The 20,714-nt window shown below is 66.4% G+C and carries 22 protein-coding genes; 15 read left to right on the forward strand and 7 right to left on the reverse strand.

Going from position 1 to position 20,714, the window contains the following annotated elements; translation table 11 throughout:
- Positions 1-42: 42 nt before the first annotated feature.
- The 4 genes from V5F77_RS08815 (at position 43) to tgt (ending at position 3,746) form a co-directional block, all read left to right on the forward strand.
- Positions 43-645: an exopolysaccharide biosynthesis protein gene (locus V5F77_RS08815; protein WP_429004973.1), complete on the forward strand. Its 603-nt coding sequence runs from the start codon at positions 43-45 to the stop codon at positions 643-645.
- A gap of 107 nt (positions 646-752) precedes the next feature.
- Entirely contained in the window at positions 753-1,427 is a 675-nt protein-coding gene (locus V5F77_RS08820) for a carbonic anhydrase (RefSeq protein WP_429004974.1), read from the forward strand.
- Between the two features lie 94 nt (positions 1,428-1,521).
- Complete coding sequence (queA, locus tag V5F77_RS08825) at positions 1,522-2,613, forward strand: tRNA preQ1(34) S-adenosylmethionine ribosyltransferase-isomerase QueA (RefSeq protein ID WP_429004975.1); 1,092 nt, start codon at positions 1,522-1,524, stop codon at positions 2,611-2,613.
- On the forward strand, positions 2,610-3,746 hold the full coding sequence (tgt, locus tag V5F77_RS08830; RefSeq protein ID WP_429004976.1) for a tRNA guanosine(34) transglycosylase Tgt: 1,137 nt from the start codon (positions 2,610-2,612) through the stop codon (positions 3,744-3,746). Before queA ends, tgt begins: the two co-directional genes overlap by 4 nt.
- Here the strand turns inward: tgt and V5F77_RS08835 are convergent.
- From V5F77_RS08835 to V5F77_RS08855, 5 genes are read right to left on the reverse strand one after another with little or no spacing between them, the layout of a single operon-like run.
- On the reverse strand, positions 3,743-4,477 hold the full coding sequence (locus V5F77_RS08835) for a (5-formylfuran-3-yl)methyl phosphate synthase (RefSeq protein ID WP_429004977.1): 735 nt from the start codon (positions 4,475-4,477) through the stop codon (positions 3,743-3,745). The genes tgt and V5F77_RS08835 overlap by 4 nt on opposite strands.
- A complete protein-coding gene (locus tag V5F77_RS08840; protein ID WP_429004978.1) occupies positions 4,474-5,052 on the reverse strand; it encodes a DUF447 domain-containing protein in 579 nt (192 codons plus the stop codon). Before V5F77_RS08840 ends, V5F77_RS08835 begins: the two co-directional genes overlap by 4 nt.
- The gene (locus V5F77_RS08845; protein ID WP_429004979.1) at positions 5,049-6,488 is read right to left on the reverse strand and encodes a DUF6513 domain-containing protein; all 1,440 of its coding nucleotides are present in this window, start codon (positions 6,486-6,488) and stop codon (positions 5,049-5,051) included. Before V5F77_RS08845 ends, V5F77_RS08840 begins: the two co-directional genes overlap by 4 nt.
- A 2-nt stretch (positions 6,489-6,490) precedes the next feature.
- Positions 6,491-7,060 carry a flavoprotein gene (locus V5F77_RS08850; protein WP_429004980.1) on the reverse strand — a complete coding sequence of 190 codons (570 nt, stop codon included), beginning with the start codon at positions 7,058-7,060 and terminating at the stop codon, positions 6,491-6,493.
- Positions 7,057-7,662, reverse strand: a complete 606-nt coding sequence (locus V5F77_RS08855) for an amino acid kinase family protein (RefSeq protein WP_429004981.1) — start codon at positions 7,660-7,662, stop codon at positions 7,057-7,059. Before V5F77_RS08855 ends, V5F77_RS08850 begins: the two co-directional genes overlap by 4 nt.
- A gap of 260 nt (positions 7,663-7,922) precedes the next feature.
- On the opposite strand from V5F77_RS08855, the gene V5F77_RS08860 reads away from it, so the two are divergent.
- The 3 genes from V5F77_RS08860 to V5F77_RS08870 all read left to right on the forward strand — a co-directional run bounded on the left by V5F77_RS08860 (position 7,923) and on the right by V5F77_RS08870 (position 10,529).
- Positions 7,923-8,321, forward strand: coding sequence for a c-type cytochrome (locus tag V5F77_RS08860; RefSeq protein WP_429004982.1), 399 nt, complete (start codon positions 7,923-7,925; stop codon positions 8,319-8,321).
- 67 nt (positions 8,322-8,388) lie between these two features.
- Positions 8,389-9,153 (forward strand): 16S rRNA (uracil(1498)-N(3))-methyltransferase, encoded by a 765-nt coding sequence (locus V5F77_RS08865; RefSeq protein ID WP_429004983.1) that lies wholly within the window; start codon positions 8,389-8,391, stop codon positions 9,151-9,153.
- A gap of 254 nt (positions 9,154-9,407) precedes the next feature.
- The gene (locus tag V5F77_RS08870) at positions 9,408-10,529 is read left to right on the forward strand and encodes a carboxylate-amine ligase (RefSeq protein ID WP_429004984.1); all 1,122 of its coding nucleotides are present in this window, start codon (positions 9,408-9,410) and stop codon (positions 10,527-10,529) included.
- Between the two features lie 47 nt (positions 10,530-10,576).
- Here V5F77_RS08870 and V5F77_RS08875 read toward each other — a convergent pair whose 3' ends face one another.
- Positions 10,577-11,425: a fumarylacetoacetate hydrolase family protein gene (locus V5F77_RS08875; RefSeq protein ID WP_429004985.1), complete on the reverse strand. Its 849-nt coding sequence runs from the start codon at positions 11,423-11,425 to the stop codon at positions 10,577-10,579.
- A 275-nt stretch (positions 11,426-11,700) separates the two neighbouring features.
- Here V5F77_RS08875 and V5F77_RS08880 point away from each other — a divergent pair, with 275 nt between their 5' ends.
- The 4 genes from V5F77_RS08880 to V5F77_RS08895 all read left to right on the forward strand — a co-directional run bounded on the left by V5F77_RS08880 (position 11,701) and on the right by V5F77_RS08895 (position 15,833).
- Positions 11,701-12,501, forward strand: a complete 801-nt coding sequence (locus V5F77_RS08880; RefSeq protein WP_429004986.1) for a UDP-2,3-diacylglucosamine diphosphatase — start codon at positions 11,701-11,703, stop codon at positions 12,499-12,501.
- Positions 12,501-13,568: a glycosyltransferase family 4 protein gene (locus V5F77_RS08885; RefSeq protein ID WP_429004987.1), complete on the forward strand. Its 1,068-nt coding sequence runs from the start codon at positions 12,501-12,503 to the stop codon at positions 13,566-13,568. The genes V5F77_RS08880 and V5F77_RS08885 overlap by 1 nt, the downstream gene beginning before the upstream one ends.
- Positions 13,565-14,551, forward strand: coding sequence for a threonine ammonia-lyase (locus V5F77_RS08890; RefSeq protein WP_429004988.1), 987 nt, complete (start codon positions 13,565-13,567; stop codon positions 14,549-14,551). Before V5F77_RS08885 ends, V5F77_RS08890 begins: the two co-directional genes overlap by 4 nt.
- Positions 14,552-14,645: 94 nt before the next feature.
- Positions 14,646-15,833 carry an MFS transporter gene (locus V5F77_RS08895; protein ID WP_429004989.1) on the forward strand — a complete coding sequence of 396 codons (1,188 nt, stop codon included), beginning with the start codon at positions 14,646-14,648 and terminating at the stop codon, positions 15,831-15,833.
- Here V5F77_RS08895 and dgcA read toward each other — a convergent pair.
- On the reverse strand, positions 15,785-16,762 hold the full coding sequence (dgcA, locus tag V5F77_RS08900) for an N-acetyl-D-Glu racemase DgcA (RefSeq protein ID WP_429004990.1): 978 nt from the start codon (positions 16,760-16,762) through the stop codon (positions 15,785-15,787). The genes V5F77_RS08895 and dgcA overlap by 49 nt on opposite strands.
- Positions 16,763-16,910: 148 nt before the next feature.
- Between dgcA and V5F77_RS08905 the strand changes: the two genes are divergently transcribed.
- The 4 genes from V5F77_RS08905 to V5F77_RS08920 are packed head-to-tail and all read left to right on the forward strand — an operon-like array spanning position 16,911 to position 20,434.
- Entirely contained in the window at positions 16,911-18,038 is a 1,128-nt protein-coding gene (locus tag V5F77_RS08905) for an ABC transporter permease (protein ID WP_429004991.1), read from the forward strand.
- Positions 18,039-18,095: 57 nt separating this feature from the next.
- Complete coding sequence (locus V5F77_RS08910) at positions 18,096-18,881, forward strand: ABC transporter ATP-binding protein (protein WP_429005030.1); 786 nt, start codon at positions 18,096-18,098, stop codon at positions 18,879-18,881.
- A 2-nt stretch (positions 18,882-18,883) separates the two neighbouring features.
- Positions 18,884-19,804, forward strand: coding sequence for an MlaD family protein (locus V5F77_RS08915; RefSeq protein ID WP_429004992.1), 921 nt, complete (start codon positions 18,884-18,886; stop codon positions 19,802-19,804).
- Positions 19,805-19,837: 33 nt separating this feature from the next.
- Positions 19,838-20,434 carry an ABC-type transport auxiliary lipoprotein family protein gene (locus V5F77_RS08920; RefSeq protein ID WP_429004993.1) on the forward strand — a complete coding sequence of 199 codons (597 nt, stop codon included), beginning with the start codon at positions 19,838-19,840 and terminating at the stop codon, positions 20,432-20,434.
- The last annotated feature ends 280 nt before the right edge of the window (positions 20,435-20,714 follow it).

Raw genomic sequence — 20,714 nt, forward strand, 5'->3', positions numbered from 1 at the left:
TTTCTCGGTGTTATGAGAAAGGCTCGAAGGACCGAGGGCCCCGTGGATCACCGAACACCGCGTACATCTGAACTGCTCGCCGCCGTACTCTCCGCCCAGGAGGGACAGCGTGTCGCTATTGGCGATCTGATCAACGCGCTGCGCAACCGCGCCTTCGGCATCACCTTCCTGCTGTTCGGCATTCCCAATTGCATTCCCATGCCGCCGGGCATTCCCGTCATCTGCGGCATCGTGCTGGGCCTGATCGGCCTGCAGATGGCCATGGGCCGGCAGGAATTGTGGCTGCCCGAGCGGATCGCCCGCCAGACCTTCTCGCGCAGCATGCTGGAATCCATCATTACCCGCTCGCGCCCCACCATCGAATGGTTCGAGCGCTGGTCGCGGCCGCGCCTGGAGCAGTTCGCCGGCCCGACGGCGCGCCGGGTGGTGGGCGCCGTGGTGGTGCTGCTCGGCTTCATCCTGCTGCTGCCGATCCCGTTCCTCGGCAATCTGCCGCCGGGGTTCGCCGTGTGCATCTTCGGCCTCGGCCTCGTGGAGCGCGATGGCGCCGTGATTCTCGCCGGCTTCTTCGCCACCGTGCTCGGCATCCTCATCACGGCCGCCATGAGCTGGGCCATCTGGCAGGGCGCCGTCGCCATTTTCTGACGACTTGCGGCGGCACCGTAATATTGCTCTCCTGTGCAGTCGTCGGGGGGCGGATCAATATGTGCACGTGCCAGAGCCACAGCGGGTTCTCCATTTCACGCCGAAGCATGATGCTGGGTGGCGCCGCGTTGATCGGGGCAGCCACCTTTCGCGCCACCAAGCTTCGCGCGGAGGCCGCACCAGCGAACGGACCGAACGCGATCAGCGGGGATGAAGCGCTGTCGCGCCTGATGGCCGGCAATGCCCGCTATATCGCCGATCAGCCGGGCCCCAATTGCCTCAGCACTTGCCGTGCCGGCCTCACGAAGGCGCAATATCCCATCGCCGCTATCCTCGGCTGCTCGGACAGCCGGGTCGCACCGGAACTGGTGTTCGATCAGGACGGAGGACAGATCTTCGTGGTCCGCGTCGCTGGGAACATTGTCGATCCAAATGGCATCGCGAGCCTGGAATATGCCGTCAAGGAGCTGAATGTCCCCCTTGTGCTGGTGATGGGCCATTCGAAATGCGGCGCTGTGAGCGCAGCGGTCAATGTGGTGCGCGACAAGGCCGTGGTGCCGGGCCATCTCACCAGCCTCGTCAAACAGATCCGCCCCGCTGTGGAGGCGGCCGAGCACATGCCGGGAGACCTGCTGACCCATGCGATCACCCTCAACGCCCAGATGGCGGCGAAGACGATCGCCGCCTCGGCGCCCATTCTCGGGCCGGCGATCACTGCGGGGCGGGTCAAGCTCGCGACGGGCGTCTATGATCTTGCAAGCGGCGCCGTCACGTTGGTGTAGGGAACCCCTTGGCGGCGCTTTGGCGGTTTCCCTTCCGGCCAAACCGAATTAGGAAGGCGCTCCCGCCGCACGGATCGCGGCCCATGTGGGTTTCATGCGCGTCGACGCCTTCGATTTCGAACTCCCCTCCGAGCTGATCGCGCTCCGCCCCGCCGAGCCGCGCGCCGCCGCGCGCCTGCTGGTGGTGCGGCCCGGCGCAGGTGCCGAGCTGGAGGACGCCCATATCGGCGACCTGCCGGGCTTCCTGCGGCCGGGTGATGCGCTTGTCATCAACGACACCAAGGTCATCCCCGCGCGCCTCGACGGCACCCGCACCCGCGAGGGCGGCTCGACCGTGCGCATTGAGGCGACCTTGGTGAAGCGCCTTTCGCCCGAAAGCTGGCGCGCCTTCGTGCGGCCCGCAAAGCGCCTCGCGCCGGGGGATAGGGTGCGCTTCGGCGGCTCGGGCGAGACCTGTACCCTCGGCACTTTGGATGCGACCGTGCTCGCGAAGGGCGAGGAGGGCGATGTGGATTTCGCCTTCGACCTTTCCGGCCCGGCCCTCGATGGCGCCATCGATGCGGTCGGCCACATGCCCCTGCCGCCTTATATCGCCGCCCGCCGGGCAGAGGATGCGCAGGACCGCACCGACTACCAGCCGATCTTCGCGCAAGTGGAAGGCTCGGTTGCCGCGCCCACCGCGAGCCTGCATTTCACGCCTGAGCTGATGGACCAGATTCGCGCCGCCGGCGCTTCGTTCCACAAGGTTACTCTGCATGTGGGGCCGGGCACCTTCCTGCCGGTGAAGGCGGACGACACCTCCGGCCATCGCATGCATGCCGAATGGGGCGAGGTGAGCGAAGAGGCCGCCGCCGCCCTCAATGCCGTGCGCGCGGCGGGCGGACGGATCATCACCGTGGGCTCCACCGCGACCCGCCTGATCGAGAGCGCCGCCGCGCCCGACGGGACTCTTTCCGCCTATCGCGGCGAGACTGACATCTTCATCACGCCCGGCTATGCGTTTCGCGCCGTGGACGCGATGCTGACCAATTTCCATTTGCCGCGCTCGACCCTGGTGATGCTGGTGGCCGCCTTGATCGGCCACGATCTCCAGAAGCGCGCCTATGCCCATGCCATCGCGGCCGGCTATCGCTTCTATTCCTATGGCGATGCCTGCCTGCTTCTGCCCGAGCGCTCACCCTCATGACCGACGCCTTTTCCTTCGCCCTCCATGCCAAAGACGGCGCCGCGCGCACGGGCGAAATCTCGACCCCGCGCGGAAACATCCGCACCCCCGCTTTCATGCCGGTGGGCACGGCGGCGACCGTGAAGGGCGTCTATCCCGAGCAGGTGCGCGCCACCGGTGCCGATATCCTTTTGGGCAACACCTATCACCTCATGCTGCGCCCCGGCGCCGAGCGGATCGCCCGGCTCGGCGGGCTGCATCATTTCATGCGCTGGGAGCGGCCGATCCTCACCGATTCCGGCGGCTTCCAGGTCATGTCGCTCTCCGCCTTGCGCAAATTGAGCGAGGACGGTGTGACTTTCCGGTCGCACATCGACGGGGCGGTGCACGAACTGACGCCGGAACGGGCGGTGGAGATCCAGGGCCTGCTCGGCTCGGACATCCAGATGCAGCTGGATGAATGCGTGCGCCTGCCGTGCGAGGATGCCGAGGCCGAGCGCGCCATGCGCCTGTCGCTGCGCTGGGCGGAGCGCTCCAAGCGCGCGTTCGAGGCCCAACCGAGAGGGCGGGCGCTGTTCGGCATCGTCCAGGGTGGTGCGGTCGAGAGTTTGCGCATCGAATCCGCCCGCGCCTTGGCGGATATGGATTTTCCCGGCTATTCCATCGGCGGCCTCGCGGTGGGCGAGCCGCAGGACGTCATGCTGCGCATGATCGAGACGGTGGAGCCCCATCTCCCCTCAACCAAGCCGCGCTATCTCATGGGCGTTGGAACGCCCGACGATCTGCTGGAGGCGGTGGGGCGCGGCATCGACATGTTCGATTGCGTCATGCCCACCCGTTCGGGCCGGCACGCGCTCGCCTTCACCCGCTTCGGCAAGATCAATCTGAAGAACTCCCGCCACGCGGAAGATCCCCGCCCGCTGGACGAGGAGAGCGCTTGCCCGGCCCTGCGGGATTATTCGCGCGCCTATCTCCATCATCTCATCCGCTGCGGCGAGATGCTGGGGCCCATGCTGCTGTCCTGGGCGAACCTGCATTATTATCAGGATTTGATGGCCGGCATGCGCCAGGCCATCGCCGAAGGGCGGTTCGAAGACTTCCGCGCGCAGACCAAGGCCGGCTGGGCTGCGGGCGATATTCCCGAGCGCCTTTAGGACGCAAGGTCCACGGAACACGCGTCCATCGCGGCGCGCACCCGCGCCAGGGCGGCGGGATCGAGCGCATCCGTGCGCGCACCGCCGCACAGCGCCCCGCGAAAGCCGAGATAATCCGGGGAAAGTGCCTTGAGCACGGCGATATCGCCAAGCCGCAGCGATCCCGCAAGTCCGGTCAGAAGCCCGAGCGCATGGGCCTGCGCCACGAAGTCCCGCAGGCGGGGCAGGGGAAGATGGTCGGTGAGGCGGCCCGCGCCCTTGTCCGCCGTATCCAGCATGGCGCCATGAAAACCGGCGGCTTTCAGCGCCGGCAGGAGGGAAAAATCCGGCGCCCGGTCGGCGAACAGAACCGCGATCAGCCGATGCTCCCGCGCCAGTGGCGCGAGGGCGGCGAGGCAAGACTCCATCGCGCTGAAGTCCGCATCGGCAAAGAACCCGATCTTCACCAGCGGGACGCCGGTGCCCGCCACGCTGCGCACCGCCTGTGCCAGCACGTCGGGCACCATCGGATGGTCGCCCACGGTGGCACTGAGCGGCGGGCGGCCTTCCGGCAAGGCGCGCCAGTGCGCCACGGCCGCTTCAAGATCATGCACCGCCCAGGCGCCGAGCGCGCCCTTGGCCGGATCCTTCAAGTCCAGGATGTCAGCCCCGCCCCGGCGCGCAAGCTCCATCTCGGAAAGCGTGGCAACGCTCGCCAGCAGGCCAGGAATGGGGGAAATTGCCGCCGTCACGCGCTCTTACTCCCCGACGAACCAGCCCGGAATTCGCGCACCGCCTCGCACAGCCAGCGCCACGCCTCGCGCTCCTGCGGCCCGCCGGTCTTCTCGACCGCGATGGCAAGATAAGCCATCTCGCGGTCCACTTTCTCAGGCTCCAGCAGAGACAGGCGCGAGACCAGCACCGCCCCTTCCACCACCGCCGCCAGGGCACGGTTCAGGCCGGGAAAGGCCCCATGGGCGGCGCGATGGACCACGCGGCAGGTGAGGCGTGGGCGCTGGGCATCGTCAACGACTTCAGTCAGCTCGAATTCCTCGTGGGCGAGGGTCTGCGCCAGCCGCACGCCGCAGACCACATCCGCCGGCACCGTCGGCCAGTCGCGCTGGCGCCCGGTGATGCAGCCGGCGAAAATCCGCGCGTCGTCCGTGAGGTTGATCACGCCCGCCCGCCGCGCCAGCAGATTGTCCAGCGTGCGGGAGGGGCGGAACGGCAGCAGGAGATAGCCGCCCTCGATCAGGGTCGCGCCCATGGGGGCCACATGGGGCTCCCCCTCCGGCGACACGGTGGTGACGATGGTTTCGCGGATCATGCCTCTTCGTCCCGCACCGGCCGGGCCTTGGAGGCAGGGGCCTTACCGCCGAGCGTTGCACCGCGCTCCTTGAAGGCGAGCCGGTGCGCCTCTTCCGCGCTGGCGGCGGTCTCGCCGATGACGCCCCATTTCAGCGCCTCGTCCTGGGCATAGCGCTTCCCGAGCATCAAGGCGATCTCAGCTCGCGCCGTCTCAACGCCGAGATAGAAGGCGTGTGCGCCGTCATCCTCCACCTTGAGATGGGGAAACAGGCCATAGGGATCGCGCGCCACATGGTGGCCATCGCGATTATAGGCGTGGATGCCCTGGTCGGTGACGGCAATGCGGAAATTGCGGTCGCGCACCTCGCCCGCAAGCCGTTCCACCTCCTCGCGCGAGGCGCTGAAAGGCCTGCGGTCGCGCAGCGCCATCAGCCCGCCGCCGAACCCCTGGGGCAAAGCGCCGGCCTCGCGGGCGGCGAAGAATTCCCGCCGCGCCCGGTCGAACTCGCGCACCGCCGTGCGGCAATGGGGGCTCACCTGCACCGCCAGCACCGCGCCGATATGCAGCTCGGAGATGACGCCCATGAGAATGGCATTGATGCCGGTCGTATCGGCATCGGTCAGCTCGGTGAGATTGCCGATGCCCATGAGGATCGGCACGTCAGGCATGCGGCGGCGCAATTCGGCATAGCGCACCAGCGAGGCGGTGAAGCCGAAATGGATCGGATCGAGAATGGGATCGGCGAAGAAGTCCCGCCCCTTGGCGCGGCAGGCTTCGACCGCGCGAATAAGCGATTCGAGGTCGCCGGGCTTCGCCGGGACCAGAACCGGAACCGCCGGGCCTTCGTCGACGATTGCGAGCGTCTCCTCGTTCAGGCTCAGCAGATAATCGGCGCCGGCGCGGGTGGCGCGGGACAGCTCCTGCGGATCGAAGGAATCCACGCTCACCTTCATGCCCTCACCCTGCAAGGCGGCGATGAAGGCTTCGAGATGGGGAAAGGCCTGGTCCGGCAGACTGCCGAGATCGATCACGTCGGCACCGTCGGCTTTCAGCGCCCGCGCCCGCGCCAAAACCTCGTCCACGGTGAGCTTCGTCGCATCGACGATCTCGGCGAAAATGGTCACGTCATGCCGCGTCAGGTCCGCAGGCCCGCCGCCCTTGCCGAAGAAATCAGGAATATCGGCAGCCTCGTCCGGCCCGCGCAGGAAGGGCACGCCGAACTTAGAGGTGAGCCGATCCAGGTCGCCCCGGAACCGGCCGGGCATCACCACCCGCTCCGCGCCCTCGGGGAGGACGAAGCGGCGCTCGACGATTTCGGCGGTCATCAGGGCGGCGACTTTCACCCCGATATTGACCACCACCGGCTCCAGAAACGCGTCGGCAATCTCCTCCGCCGCCTTGGCGACACGCGGCTGCGCCAGCGAACCGGTGAGGAGAATGACGCGCTCGGCCACGGCTAGCGCGCCGAAACGGCGATGGACTTTTCCAGCTCCGCCTTGCGGGCGGCAATGGCAGCCTTCAGCTCGGCCAGGGATTCGGCGACCGTGGTGGCCTCGAAGTCCTTCAGCTTGCGCGTATTTTCAAGGTCGATCTTGCGGGGAAAGACCGGTACCGGGCCGCTGGGCGCCATGGTGATGAGTTCCGGGGCCGTGTCGCAGGCGAACACGATGCCCGGCACCCGGCATTTGCCGGCCTGGGCGAAGCAATTGGTCACCAGCGTGTCGGAAATGCCGTAGACGCATTTCGCCACCGTGTTGGACGAGGCCGGCGCCACCACCAGCGTGTGATATTTGCCCTCGTAGAACATGCCCACGGGCGCCGCGCTCGCGGTGGTATCGCGGAACACATGGGTATTGGCGGGCAGGGGGCTCTTGTCCTGCTTGTACATGCGCAGCACCTCTTCCGCCGCCGCCGATACGAACAGGTCCACATCGCCCAGGGTATGAATCAGCTCCAGGCTTTCGGTGAAGAAATGCCCGGAGCCGGAGAGGGCCCAGGCCCAGCGGGGATACGCGCCCTTGCTCATGCAGCGCTCGCGGTTCGAGGAGAGGGAAAGAGCTGGTCGAGCCCTGGCGCGTCGTCGGCGGCCACGAGGCGAATGCTGCCGCCAAAGCGCGCGGCATATCCGGGAAACGCCATGTCCACCAGCCCGAGCGCCGCCCATTCGGCGGCACCTGAATTGGCGGATGGAGGCACCGGCACGCCCGGCGCCTTCACCAAGGTGAGGCGGCGCGCGCCGAGAACAGTTGCGAGCCAGCAGGCGAGGCTGTCGGACGTCACATCCCAGCTTTCCCTGATATCGCGATGGCCGATCAGCATATGCGCCGGAAACCACAGCGCGGCCGTGCCGGCCGCCGCCGCGATCTCGTCGAGCGTCCGGCAGGGCATCAGGGCCGGCGCGCGATCGGCGAGCGAGTGGGCCATCTGCTCCATGGCCAGGATCGCCATGGAATGGCAGGCACGCTCGGACAAGGCGAGCGGGCCTTGCGCCGCGCGCACCGCATCGGCGAAGCGCCCGCCGCCGGGCACGACCACAACGCCCGGCATGCCCGCGAGCCGGCCCGCCAGCGACCTGATGTCGCCGCTGCGCTCCAGGCTGCCGCCGAGCTTGACCACGTGAGACGCCATGGCGAACCCCTTCGCCTTCCTGAGAATCCTTGAAACTCTGATGTTAGCGGAGCCGATCGCCGCCTCCAAGCAGCATGGGTGCGCCGCACCATTGACTGACGGACGGTCATGCGCGCGCAAATGGCCACTTGGAATGTTTCCAGTGCGGCTCTTATGTCCCGGCGGGTAGTGTCCCGAACGCCACACGCCGCCACGTCTTGTCACATTTGGTCCCCGGCACGCCGGTGTCCCATCGCTCGAAATGCCCAAGGAAAGAACTCATGCCCCGTCTTCTGCTCTCGGCCCTGGCCGCCCTGGCCGTTTCCAGCACGCTGGCCCATGCCGACCCGGACCTCGCCAAGGGTGAGCAATCCTTCCGCAAGTGCATGGCGTGCCACGCGGTCGGCCCCGACGCGAAGGTGAAGGTCGGCCCGCCGCTGAATGGCATCGTCGGCCGCAAATGGGCGGAATTCCCCGGCTATGCCTATTCCGACGATCTGAAGGCCGGCGCCGCGGCGGGCAAGGTGTGGGACGAGGCCACGCTCAACGAATATCTCGCCAATCCCAAGGTGCTCGCCCCCAAGGGCAAGATGGCCTTCTTCGGCATCAAGCCGGAAGGCGAGCGCGCCGACCTGATCGCCTATCTCAAGCAGTTCAACGCCGAGGGCGCGAAGCAATAATTCCCCCGCGCCGACAGGCTTGTTTTCTCGCCCAGGCCATGGTGTGGCTTGGGCGGGAGGGACCTCAATGTCCGACAATCCTTCGCGTCTCCAGCGTCTGTTCGTCGAGGATGATCTGAGCGACGGCGCCCAGATCCTGCTCGCGGCCGAGCAGGCCCATTATGTCGCGAATGTGCTGCGCATGCAGGTGGGCGGCAGCCTGCTGCTGTTCAACGGGCGGGATGGCGAATGGCTCGCCCACCGGATCGAAGGCCACAAGCGCGAGGTGCGGTTCGCCGCCGAGCGGGCGCTTCGGCCCCAGCCGCCGGCGGGCGACCTCGACTATGCCTTCGCCCCGCTGAAGCACGCTCGCCTCGACTATATGATTCAGAAGGCGGTGGAGATGGGGGCGGGGCGCTTGGTCCCGGTGCTCACCCGCTACACCCAGGTCAACAGGGTCAACACCGACCGCATGCGCGCCAACGCGGTGGAAGCGGCGGAGCAATGCGGCATCCTCTCCCTGCCGCAGGTGAGCGAGCCCGTAGCGCTGGACAAATGGCTCGCCGCCCTCCCGCGCGACCGGGTCCTGGTGTTCTGCGACGAAAGCGCGGCCCACACCGATCCGATCGCGACCCTGCGGGCCGCCGCACCTGGGCCCGCCAGCGTGCTGATCGGCCCCGAAGGGGGATTCGCCTCGGAAGAGCGGCGCATGCTGCATGCGCACCCCGGCGTGGTGGTTCTCTCGCTCGGCCCGCGCATCCTGCGGGCGGATACGGCGGCGGTTGCGGCCCTGACCTTGATCCAAGCGGTGCGCGGCGATCTTGCCGGGGCGGCTCCGGGCGGGCGGGCCTGATCCCCCTGTAAAAAGAAGCGTATAACGCGCCAGAGCCCTCTTGGTTCCATGTGTCTTTTGACGTAAATTTTAAAAATTGTAAGGCATTCATTTCTCTTTCGAAACGACGATAATAATAATTCTAAATAACAGTGCGATCCTCGCGTTGATTTCACTGCCGCATTTACGTCCTATTTTTCCTCAACCTCCGCGCAACCGAAACCCAAGCGTGGCGTTACAGCCATGCATCTGGGTGAGATGCGGAGGGACGGCGAATGTCGGAAGACTACCGATTTGGCATCGAAGAAGAATTCTTCGTAGTCGATGCGCAAACCAAGTCCGTGCAACGGCGTATGCCGGCACGGTTTTTCGACGACCTGACCCAGCAGCTTGGTGATTCCGTCACGGTGGAATTGCTTCAGTCCCAGCTCGAGATGGCGACCAGCCCCGCGACGCAGACCAGCAGCGCCCTTGATGAATTGCGCGAACTGCGCGCCCGGGCGGCGAGGGTCGCGGCGGAACACGGGCTCTGCTTCATTGCGGCCGGCACCCACCCCACCGCGACCTGGGAGGGCGTGCGGCACACCGAGGCCAACCGCTACGACGGGCTGATGCACGATTTGCAGATGCTCGGCGAGCGCAACATGGTCTGCGGGCTGCACGTGCATGTGGAATTGCCCGATCCCGACCAGCGGGTGGACGTGATGCGCCGCATCCTGCCCTACATCCCCCACTTCATCGCGCTCGCCACCTCCTCACCCTTCTGGGGCTCGAAGCAGACCGGGCTCATGGGCTACCGGCTTGCCGCCTACGACGAACTCCCCCGCACCGGACTGCCGGAACTGTTCGAGAGCAGCGCCGATTACCAGACCTATGTGGATGCCATGGTGGAGGCGCGGGCGATCACCGATTCGAGCTATGTGTGGTGGGCGATCCGGCCCTCCGCGAAGCATCCGACGCTGGAACTGCGCGCGCCCGACAGTTGCACCCGGATCCAGGATACGGTCGCCATCTCCGCGCTTTACCGTGCGCTGGTGCGCTATCTCGTGCGCAACCCGAGTCACAATGCGCAGATCGGCGCGGTGGACCGGGCGATCGCCAACGAGAACAAATGGCGCGCCCAACGCTACGGCATCCACGGTTCATTCGTGAATCTGGCCGAGCGGCGGGCGGTTCCGGTATCGGATGCGGTGGAATCGCTCATCGTCATGGTGGGCGAGGATGCCGACGCGCTCGGCGCCCTCGAAGCCCTGCTGCACCTGCGGACGATTTCCATGGCCGGCACCAGCGCCGATGTCCAACTGGCGGTCTATCAGGAGGCCCAGCACCGCACCGGAAACCGGGGCGAAGCGCTGAATGCGGTCAAGACCTGGCTCGCCCACACGACCCTGCAATAGGCCGCCCGGCAATGAAAAAGGGGCCCCAGCGCGGGGCCCCCCTCCTGTCAGCCCGCGAACGGAACGACGGTCTGCTGCTGTTCGCCGAGACCCTGGATGCCGACCTTCATGACGTCGCCGGCCTTGAGATAGCGCGGCGGCTTCATGCCGAGGCCGACGCCGGGCGGCGTGCCGGTGGTGATGATATCGCCGGGATCGAGCACCATGAACTGGCTGATGTAGGACACCAGATAGGCCGGATCGAAGATCATGGTGCGGGTGGAGCCGTCCTGGACCCTTTCCCCGTTCACTTCCAGCCACATGGCAAGGTCGGAGGTGTCGGACATCTCGTCGGTGGTGACGAGCCAGGGGCCGATGGGGCCGAAGGTCTCGCATCCCTTGCCCTTGGTCCACTGGCCACCGCGCTCGATCTGGAACGCACGCTCGGACACGTCGTTGCACACGGCATAGCCGGCCACATGCTTCAGCGCGTCGGCCTTTTCCACATAGCGGGCACGGGCGCCAATCACGATCAGCAATTCCACTTCCCAATCGAGCTTGGTAGAGCCCTTGGGAATCATCACGACGTCATTGGGACCGCCGACGCAGTTCGGCGCCTTGTTGAACAGCACCGGTTCGTCGGGGATGGGGTTGCCGGTCTCCTCGGCATGGTCAGCGAAGTTGAGGCCCACTGCGACAAAGTTTCCCGGCCGGGGGACGCAGGAACCGAGGCGCACGCCCTCGGGCGCCAGCGGAAACGCCTGGGGGTCGGCGGCACGGATCCGGGCGAGGCCCTCGGGGGTGAGCACGTCGCCGGCGATGTCCTGGACCAGGGATGAGATGTCCCGGATCTTGCCGGTTGAATCGATTAGACCCGGCTTTTCCTGTCCTTTTTCCCCGAAGCGAACGAGCTTCATCGGACCTCTCCCTGCTTTCGATGAATGTGCGGACACGACCGGCCCACTGGCGCGCAAGCTGGCGCGCGCGAGCCAATTGGTCAATGCTTGCGACGCTTGCTCGGATCGATTCGCGCACGGGTGTTGCAAACCACCGGTGGCGGAGCCGGTGAAGTTATGTTGCTGTGCGGTAGAATTGAAAGTCGTGTTCGCAGTGGCGTCATAAAAAGGATACACGACTCCGGCTAAGTCCGTCACACTGCTCTCAGGGAGCAAATTTCCGCAGAGGCCATGCCGTGAGCGATAGCCCTGAAGCGCGCAGGTACAGAGCTCTGTTCATCTCCGACGTCCATCTCGGGACCAAGGGATGCCAGGCCGACCTTCTTCTCGACTTCCTGAAATTTCATGACGCCGATACGGTTTACCTGGTCGGCGACATCGTCGACGGCTGGCGCCTGCGCAGCTCCTGGTATTGGCCGCAGAAGCACAATGACGTGGTGCAGAAGCTGCTGCGCAAGGGCCGCAAGGGCACGCGCATGGTGTACCTGCCCGGGAATCACGACGAATTCCTGCGCGATTACTACGGCACGCATTTCGGCGGCATCGAGGTCGTGGAAACAGCGATCCATGAAGCCGCGGACGGCAAGCGCTACCTCGTGATCCATGGCGACGTGTTCGACGTGGTGGTGCGCCACGCCAAATGGCTCGCCTTCCTGGGCGACGGCGCCTACACGCTCGCGCTCGCGATCAACACCTATGTGAACCTCGCGCGCCGCAAGCTCGGCCTCACCTATTGGTCGCTCAGCCAATGGGCGAAGCTGAAGGTGAAGAATGCGGTGAATTACATCGGCAAGTTCGAGGAAGCGGTTGCCGACGAGGCCAAGCGGCATAAAGTGGATGGCGTGATCTGCGGCCATATCCACCATGCGGTCATTCATGACCAGTTCGGTGTACGGTACGTGAATTGCGGAGACTGGGTCGAAAGCTGCACCGCCATCGCGGAGCATGACGACGGGCGCATGGAAATCATTTCCTGGACACGCCGCCTCGAAGCGGTGCCCGAATCCGAAGTTGAGGGGGCGCGCGCGGCGGCCTGATGCGGGTACTTGTGGCGACGGATGCCTGGCACCCCCAGATCAACGGGGTGGTGCGTTCTCTTGAGCATACCGCACGGGAGGCCGAGGCCCTCGGTGCCGAGATGATGTTCCTGAGCCCGCAAGGGTTCCGCACCGTGCCCTTGCCCACTTACCAGGAAATCCGCCTCGCTCTGGCCACCCCGCGCATGATCATGCGGCGGATCGAGGCGATGCGGCCAGACTTCGTGCATGTCGCGACCGAGGGGCCGATCGGCATGCTGGTGCGGCGCGCCTGCATCGCCTCCAAGCGCACCTTCACCACCAGCTATCACACCAAATTCCCGGAATATCTCTCCGCCCGCGCGCCGGTGCCGGAACGCCTGACCTATGCCTGGCTGCGCAGCTTCCACAATGCCGGCGGCGGCGTGATGGTCTCCACCGCCACGCTGGAGCGGGAATTGGATTCGCGCGGCTTCAAGCGCCTGATGCGCTGGTCGCGCGGCGTCGACGCGGACATGTTCCGGCCGCGCCCGGAGGTGGACCTGGGCTTGCCGAAGCCGGTCTTCCTGTTCGTCGGCCGGGTCGCGGTCGAAAAGAATATCGAGGCCTTCCTGGCACTGGACCTGCCGGGTTCGAAAGTGGTGGTCGGCGGCGGCCCGGCGCTCAACAGCCTCAAGGAGCGCTATCCCGCCACCCACTTCCTCGGCCCGCTGGAGGGCGAGGATCTCGCGCGGGTCTATTCCGGCAGCGACGTGTTCGTATTCCCGAGCCGCACCGACACCTTCGGCATCGTGCTGCTGGAGGCCCTGGCGAGCGGGCTGCCGGTGGCCGCCTATCCCGTCACCGGCCCCAAGGACGTGCTGGAAGATGCCACCGAGCCGGTGGGCGTGCTGGACGAGGATCTGCGCAACGCCTGCCTGAAGGCGCTGGAGTTGTCGCCGGTGGCGGCACGGGACTTCGCCTTGCGACACACATGGCGCGAATGCGCGCGCCAGTTTCTCGACAATGTGCTGATCGCCCATGATTTCGGCCCGGTGGCGCGGCGCTTTCGCTTATTGCGGCGGACCCGTATCGTCTCCTCCGCATGACGATGATTCCTTCTCTTCCCACCGCTGCGGATGTCGACGCCGCAGCCGTTCGACTCGCCGGCGTCGCCGTACGCACGCCGCTTGTCTATTCGCCGGTTCTCAGCGAACTCACGGGCGGGCGCGTCTTCCTGAAGCCGGAGACGCTCCAGCGCACCGGCTCGTTCAAGTTCCGCGGCGCCTATAACCGGATGGTGCAGATCCCCGTGGACCAGCGGGCCGGGGGCGTCGTCGCTTGCTCCTCCGGCAACCATGCCCAAGGGGTTGCCGCGTCGGCGAAGCTGCTCGGCATGCCGGCCGTCATCGTCATGCCCACGGACGCGCCGGCGCTGAAGCGTGAGCGCACCATCGCCCTCGGCGCGGAAGTGGTGGACTACGACCGCACGACCGACGATCGCGACGCCATCGCCAATGCCATCGCCGCCGAGCGGGGGGCGATCTTCGTGCCGCCCTATGACGATCCCCACATCATCGCGGGCCAGGGAACGGTGGGGCTGGAAATCGTCGCCGATCTCGCCGCCCAGGGCCTCGTTCCCGATATCGTCAGCGCCAATGCCTCCGGCGGCGGGCTGATGGCCGGCATCGCGCTCGCGGTGAAGGCGCAGGTGCCCGGCGCCCGCATCATCCTCGCCGAGCCGGCCTTGTTCGACGATCACGCGCGCTCATTCCAATCCGGCGTGCGGGAGCGCAACGCGGTCGCGACCGGCTCGTTCTGCGACGCGCTGCTCGCCCCGACCCCCGGCGCGCTCACCTTCGAAATCAACCGCCGGCTCTCGGGCGAAGCGGTTTCCGCCACCGACGTTGAAGTCGCGCGCGCGGTCGCCTACGCGTTTCGCGAACTGAAGCTGGTGGTCGAGCCCGGCGGTGCCGTTGCGCTCGCAAGCCTGCTCGAAGGGCGCTATGACGCCCGGGGCAAGGTGGTGGCGATCGTGCTCTCCGGCGGCAATGTCGATGTGGCCACCTTCATGGCTTGCCTGAACGCCTGAGGCGGTTCGCGAAATCCGCCGGGAGGCCGCAGGGGCGAAGTGCGCCCCGCCGCCATCCGCACGGGGCCCGAGAAAGATGCCGGGAGACGGGCGAATGACGAGTGGTGGGGGAGAAGCGCGGCCGGTTCAGCTGCGCTTGGCCTGTGCCTTCGGCGCGCTCTATTTCTCCCTCGGCATCTATATGCCGTTCTTTTCCCTCTGGCTGATCGCCCGTGGCCTCGACCCGGACGAGATCGGCATCGCCCTGGCGGTGCCCTTGGTGACGCGCCTCGTGGCGACGCCGATTCTCGGCCTTTTGTCCGACCGGCTCGGGCGCCCCAAGGCGATTCTCGTCTGCCTGGCCTGCGCCAGCACACTGTTGATGTCGGTGCTCGCGCTTTGCAGCACCACGCTCGCGATCTATGTGGCGCTGGGGCTCACGGCGATGGCCTGGAACCCTTCCTACGCTTTATTGGATGCCTATACGACACGGCAGGCCCGGCGCGGGGCGGTGGATTACGGCCGAAGCCGCCTGTGGGGATCGGCGGCCTTCGTGGGCGCCAATCTGCTGGGCGGCGTTCTGGTGGCGCAGGCTGGCGCGGGCATCGTGGTGGGGCTGATGATCGCCGGGCAGGCGGTCCTGTTCGCCTGCACGCTCGCTTTGCCCGAGCTGAAGCGCCCTGCCGAGACCGCGAGCCTGCATCTCGTCCCGATGCGTGTGCCGGCAGTGCTCGTGGCCGGTGTCGGCGCCGCGGCCCTGGTCCAGGCGAGCCATGCCACGCTTTATGCCTTCGGCTCGCTGCACTGGGCCGAGAGCGGGCTCTCGCTGAGCGTCATCGGCGTGCTTTGGGCGATCGGCGTTCTGGCCGAAATCGTGTTCTTCCGCTTCGGCACCCGCGCCGTGGCGCGGCTCGGGCCGCTGACGCTGATCGCGCTCGGCGGAATTGCGGGCGTGGTGCGCTTTGCCTTCCTCGCCCAAAGTCCCCCGCTGGCGGCGCTGGTCGTCCTGCAAGTGCTGCACGGCGCGACTTTCGGCGCGACCTATCTTGGGATGGTGGAACTGGTGGCGCGCAACACGCCGGAGCACCGGGCGGCCGGCGCGCAATCCATTGCGGCCTGGACGGTGAGCCTGATGCTGTCCGCCGCCAGCGCGGCGGCCGGCGTCTTCTGGACCCGCTATGGCGCCGAATGCTTCCTGGCCTCGGCAGCCCTTGGCGGCCTCGGTGCCGCCCTCGCTCTCGCGACGCTCTGGCTTCACCCCCAGAGCGCGGGCTCAGGCGGGAAGGCGAGGGCGCCGTCATAGCGCAGGGCGGGATCACGGTCGCGCGCCAGCAGGAGCGGCCCATCGAGGTCCACGAACCGCGCCGACTGCGCCACCAGCATCGCCGGCGCCATGGCGAGCGAGGAGGCCAGCATGCAGCCGACCATGATGTCGAACCCCAGCGCTTTGGCTTCCTCGGCGAGGGCAAGGGCTTCGGTGAGCCCACCGCTCTTGTCCAGCTTGATGTTCACCGCGTCATAGCGCCCGCGCAGGTCCCGCAGTCCGGCCCGGTCGTGCACGCTCTCATCGGCACAGATCGGCACGGCGTGGGCGATCTCGCCGAGGGCGGCATCGTCTTGCGCCGGCAGCGGCTGCTCGATCAATTCGACGCCGGCCCGGGCGCAAGCATCGAGATTCGCAGCAAGATCGGCCGCGCTCCAGCTCTCATTGGCATCGACGATCAGGCGGGCCTGCGGCACAGCCGCACGTACGGCGGCGATGCGCTCCACATCTCCCGCACCACCGAACTTGAGCTTCAGCAAGGGCCGCCCCGCCGCCGCGGCGGCCTTAGCCATGGCCTGCGGCGTATCGAGACTGAGGGTATAAGCGGTGACCAGCGGGCGCGGCAACGGCAGGCCGGCGAGGGCGTAAGCGGGCACGCCGGACCTCTTGGCCTCAAGATCCCAGAAGGCGCAATCGAGCGCGTTGCGGGCCGCACCGGCCGGCAGGCGGCGTTGCAGCGCCTCGCGATCGAGGCCCTCGGCCACGGCATCGGCGAACGTGCCGACCAAGGCCGCCACCCCCTCCACGCTCTCCCCGTAGCGTGCATAGGGCACGCTTTCCCCGCGCCCCACATGCGGCCCGTCTTGCAGTCGCGCAACGACAACCACCGCCTCGGTCTTCGAGCCGCGGGCAATGGTGAAGGTTCCCGCAATGGGAAAGCGCTCGATCTTCACGGTCAGGGATGGCATATTTCGTTAACGCTGTGGGGCTGTTGAAGGAATGACGAGGGTTGCGGCCCCTTGCGTCAGCGCCTTTGCACCCTCGACGGCGCTCGGTGGGCCGAGTATGACCATGGACATGCGCGCGCTCAAGCGCAGTCCTTTTCCGGAGACCTGAGTGGCCAACGCCTCGCTCCTCGATGTCGCGCCCGCCGGAGACCGCCTGCAGGTGGTGGGACGCGGCCTCTGGATATCGGACCGGGCCGACGATCTCGAACATCTCGTGGATCAGGCAACCGCCGCCCATCCCAGCGCCCGCAACGTGGATATCGACCTCTCCGGCGTGGAGCGGATGGATACGTTCGGCGCCCTGCTGCTGGAGCGCCTGCGCCGTGCCTGGGCCGTCGACGGCGTGGAGCCGGAAATCCGGGGGTTGAAGCGCCGGTATCAGGTTCTGCTCGACGAGATGAAGCGCACGGGGCTTGAGGCCCAGCCGCCCGCGCGGCGGCAAGATACCATTCTGGAGCGGATCGGGCGGGAAGTGGTGTCGGTCGCGAGCGACGGCTTGGCGCTGCTGAATTTCGTCGGCGCCTCGATCGCCGCCGGGCTACGCATGACCTCCCGGCCGCGCACCTTCCGCTTCACGGCGATGGTCAACCAGGTGGATCGCGTCGGCTTTCGCGCCGTGCCGATCATCATCCTGATCACCTTCCTCATCGGCTGCATTCTTTCCCAGCAGGGGATCTTCCACTTCCGGCGATTCGGTGCCGACATCTATGTGGTGGACATGGTCGGCGTGCTGGTGCTGCGCGAACTCGGGGTGCTGATCGTCTCGATCATGATCGCCGGCCGCTCCGGCAGCGCCTATACCGCAGAGCTCGGCTCCATGCGCATGCGCGAGGAGGTGGACGCCCTGCGCGTGATGGGCTTCGACCCGATCGAAATCCTCGTGGTGCCCCGCATTCTCGCGCTGATCATCGCCTTGCCCCTGCTGACCTTCATCGGCTCCATGTCTGCCCTGATCGGCGGCGGCCTGGTCGCCTGGACCTATGGCGGCATCGCGCCGGACGTGTTCATGGACCGCCTGAAGGAAGCGATCTCGATCGATCATTTCCTGGTCGGCATGATCAAGGCGCCGTTCATGGCGGCGGTGATCGGGCTGGTGGCGTGCCTGGAAGGCCTTCGCGTGGGCGGCAGCGCCGAATCCCTGGGCCAGCACACGACCGCCTCCGTGGTGAAGGCGATCTTCCTCGTCATCGTCATGGACGGCGTTTTCGCCATGTTCTTCGCCTCGATCGATATGTGAGGCGCCATGACCGCGACCACTCTGGAGAAACGACGCACCAATAGCGGTCTGGCGGAGATGGAGGGCTATCGCGAGCCCATCATCCGGGTGCGTGACCTCGTGGTGGGCTTCGGCGACCGCATCATTCTCGACCATCTCAACCTCGATATTCTGCGCGGCGAAATTCTCGGCTTCGTCGGGACCTCTGGAGGCGGTAAATCCGTTCTTACCCGTACGATCCTCGGGCTGGTGCCCAAGCGGTCCGGGGAAGTGGAGGTATTTGGTCAGGACATGGATACGCTGACCGAGACCGAGCGCTCGGCCATGGAGCGACGATGGGGCGTCTTGTTCCAGCAAGGCGCGTTGTTCTCGTCGCTGACCGTCAAGCAGAACATCCAGTTTCCGCTGCGGGAGAATCTCAAGCTCTCCCAGCGCATGATGGACGACATCGCTTATGCCAAGATCGAGATGGTCGGGCTGAAATGCGATGTCGGCGAGAAGCTGCCTTCAGAGCTCTCCGGCGGCATGATCAAGCGCGCCGCGCTCGCCCGCTCTTTGGCCCTCGATCCTGAAATCCTGTTCCTGGACGAGCCAACCTCCGGCCTCGACCCCATCGGCGCGGGCGATTTCGACGAATTGATCACGACGCTTCAGCAGACTTTGGGACTGACCGTTTTCATGGTAACGCACGATCTGGACAGTCTGCATACGGTCTGTGATCGAATCGCGGCGCTCGCCGATGGCAAGGTCATCGCCCAGGGCACCATTGAGACGATGATGGAGGCGCAGCATCCCTGGCTTCGCGCGTATTTCCACGGAGCGCGCGCCCGCGCGGTTCAGGCAAAAGGTGAGGTAGGAAGGTAAGGATGGAGACCCGAGCCAACTACACCACCATCGGCGCTTTTACCCTTCTCGTGATCGTCGGCGCATTCGCCTTCGTTTATTGGTTCGCGCGTCCTCAGGATACCGAGGGCCGCAAGTCCTATGAAATCGTCTATTCCGGAACCGTGAGCGGTTTGCGGCAAGGCAACAACGTGCTGTTCAACGGCATCCCCGTCGGCCAGGTGCTGCAACTCGGCCTCGTGCCCGGCGCGCCGGACGAGGTGCTGGTGCGCGTCGGGGTGCAGCCCAATGTGCCGATCCTTTCGGACGCCCGCGCCACGCTGGAATCCCAGGGCCTCACGGGCATCGTCGCGGTCAGCCTGCGCGGCGGCGAGGCCAATGCGCCGCCGCTGCCCATCGGGCCGAACGGCCTGCCGCGCATCGAGGCGGAAGGCGGCACCGGCATCGCGAGCCTTGTGGAGACCGTGCAGGGCGTCGCCCGCCGCGTGAACACCGTGCTGGAGGCCATCGACCCGGAAAAGGTCGCGGCCATCGTCAAGAACGTGGATACCTTTACCAAGGCGGTGTCCGACCGGTCCGAGGACGTGGGCTCGCTGCTGAAGCGGGTCAACGACCTTTCGGGGCAGTTGAACGATCTCGCGGCCAAGGCCGACGATGTGCTGGACAATCTCAAGCGCGCCACCGGCGACAAGGACGGCATGGTGCAGCAGGTGTCCGACGCCGCCGCCTCGGTGCGCAAGCTTTCGGACAATCTGGACAAGCGCACCGCCGACCTGAGCAGCCAGATCGAGAAATTCACGGGCCCCGGCCTGCGCCAGTACGAGGCGCTGGCGAGCGACGGGCGCCGCACATTGTCGGAGATCGAGCGCGTGTTCCGGAACCTGGAGCGCAATCCCCGTCAGTTCATCTTCGGCGGCAGCTCCGTCCCAGAATACAGGCGGTGAGTCGTGACTTTCCACGAGCCAAGGGTGTGTCGCTTGTCCCATTCTGAGCGTTCCGGGGTGCGCCCCGCCATCGCCCTGCTGGCCGCACTGGCACTCTCGGCCTGCGCTTCTGCGCCGGTGCCCACGTTCGACCTCTCGGCACCGACCAATTTCACGGCGCGCGGGACCGGGACGGGGCAGTTGATCGTGGCCACGCCAACCGCGCTCGCCGTGCTCGACACCGAAAAGATCCTGGTGGAGCCCGCGCCGGGACAGATCACCTATCTCGGCGATGCCCAATGGGGCGACAAGCTGCCCTCGTTGCTGCAGGCGCGGATGGTCCAGGCCTTCGAGAACGGCAGCAAGCTGCGCCGCGTGGCCCGGCCGGGCGATGGAGTGAGCGCGGAATACCAGCTCAACATCGACATCCGCACCTTCGGCGTGCGGGTCGAGAACGGCACAACGACCGCGGTGGTGGAGCTTTCGGCCAAGATCATCGGCAATGCCGCCGGCCGCATTCTTGCCGCGCAGGTGTTCTCCGCGCGCGTGCCCATTGCGACGATGAATGGCGCCACGGTGACCGCCGCGCTTGATGCTGCATCCAACCAGGTGCTGGTCGAAATCGTGCGCTGGGCGTCCGTCCGCTTCTGATCCTTCAGATCCCATGACTGCAAGGCGGGCGCTCGATGCGCCCGCTTTTCCATTTTGGGCGCCACCGCTAGAGCGTTTTCGAGCGAAGTGGCAACCGGTTCGCGTGAAGAAAACGCGCTTCCACAATGAGAGTGAGCGTTTTCGGGCAATCGAATTACTTTGCTCGGTGAAGCGCCCTCGAAGCTTGGAAAAAGAGGCTTGGCTTCGACAGAGGGGTCCGCCTAAGGCGTGGCACCCCGGAATCGTAAGGCGGCGATTGCCACCATCACAGGTCAAAAGA

Origin of the sequence: Roseixanthobacter psychrophilus (assembly GCF_043195195.1) — a bacterium.
Lineage (GTDB): Bacteria > Pseudomonadota > Alphaproteobacteria > Rhizobiales > Xanthobacteraceae > NCEH01.

Coding starts and splice junctions, on each gene's coding strand:
- V5F77_RS08855 (WP_429004981.1), bottom strand. CDS start 7,662: ATGGCGTCTCACGTGGTCAAGCTCGGCGGCAGCCTGGAGCGCAGCGGC.
- dgcA (WP_429004990.1), bottom strand. CDS start 16,762: ATGCCATCCCTGACCGTGAAGATCGAGCGCTTTCCCATTGCGGGAACC.
- V5F77_RS08870 (WP_429004984.1), top strand. CDS start 9,408: ATGTCGGAAGACTACCGATTTGGCATCGAAGAAGAATTCTTCGTAGTC.
- V5F77_RS08840 (WP_429004978.1), bottom strand. CDS start 5,052: ATGATCCGCGAAACCATCGTCACCACCGTGTCGCCGGAGGGGGAGCCC.
- tgt (WP_429004976.1), top strand. CDS start 2,610: ATGACCGACGCCTTTTCCTTCGCCCTCCATGCCAAAGACGGCGCCGCG.
- V5F77_RS08820 (WP_429004974.1), top strand. CDS start 753: ATGATGCTGGGTGGCGCCGCGTTGATCGGGGCAGCCACCTTTCGCGCC.
- V5F77_RS08895 (WP_429004989.1), top strand. CDS start 14,646: ATGACGAGTGGTGGGGGAGAAGCGCGGCCGGTTCAGCTGCGCTTGGCC.
- V5F77_RS08890 (WP_429004988.1), top strand. CDS start 13,565: ATGACGATGATTCCTTCTCTTCCCACCGCTGCGGATGTCGACGCCGCA.
- V5F77_RS08910 (WP_429005030.1), top strand. CDS start 18,096: ATGGAGGGCTATCGCGAGCCCATCATCCGGGTGCGTGACCTCGTGGTG.
- V5F77_RS08885 (WP_429004987.1), top strand. CDS start 12,501: ATGCGGGTACTTGTGGCGACGGATGCCTGGCACCCCCAGATCAACGGG.
- V5F77_RS08915 (WP_429004992.1), top strand. CDS start 18,884: ATGGAGACCCGAGCCAACTACACCACCATCGGCGCTTTTACCCTTCTC.
- V5F77_RS08850 (WP_429004980.1), bottom strand. CDS start 7,060: ATGAGCAAGGGCGCGTATCCCCGCTGGGCCTGGGCCCTCTCCGGCTCC.
- V5F77_RS08875 (WP_429004985.1), bottom strand. CDS start 11,425: ATGAAGCTCGTTCGCTTCGGGGAAAAAGGACAGGAAAAGCCGGGTCTA.
- V5F77_RS08865 (WP_429004983.1), top strand. CDS start 8,389: ATGTCCGACAATCCTTCGCGTCTCCAGCGTCTGTTCGTCGAGGATGAT.
- V5F77_RS08860 (WP_429004982.1), top strand. CDS start 7,923: ATGCCCCGTCTTCTGCTCTCGGCCCTGGCCGCCCTGGCCGTTTCCAGC.
- queA (WP_429004975.1), top strand. CDS start 1,522: ATGCGCGTCGACGCCTTCGATTTCGAACTCCCCTCCGAGCTGATCGCG.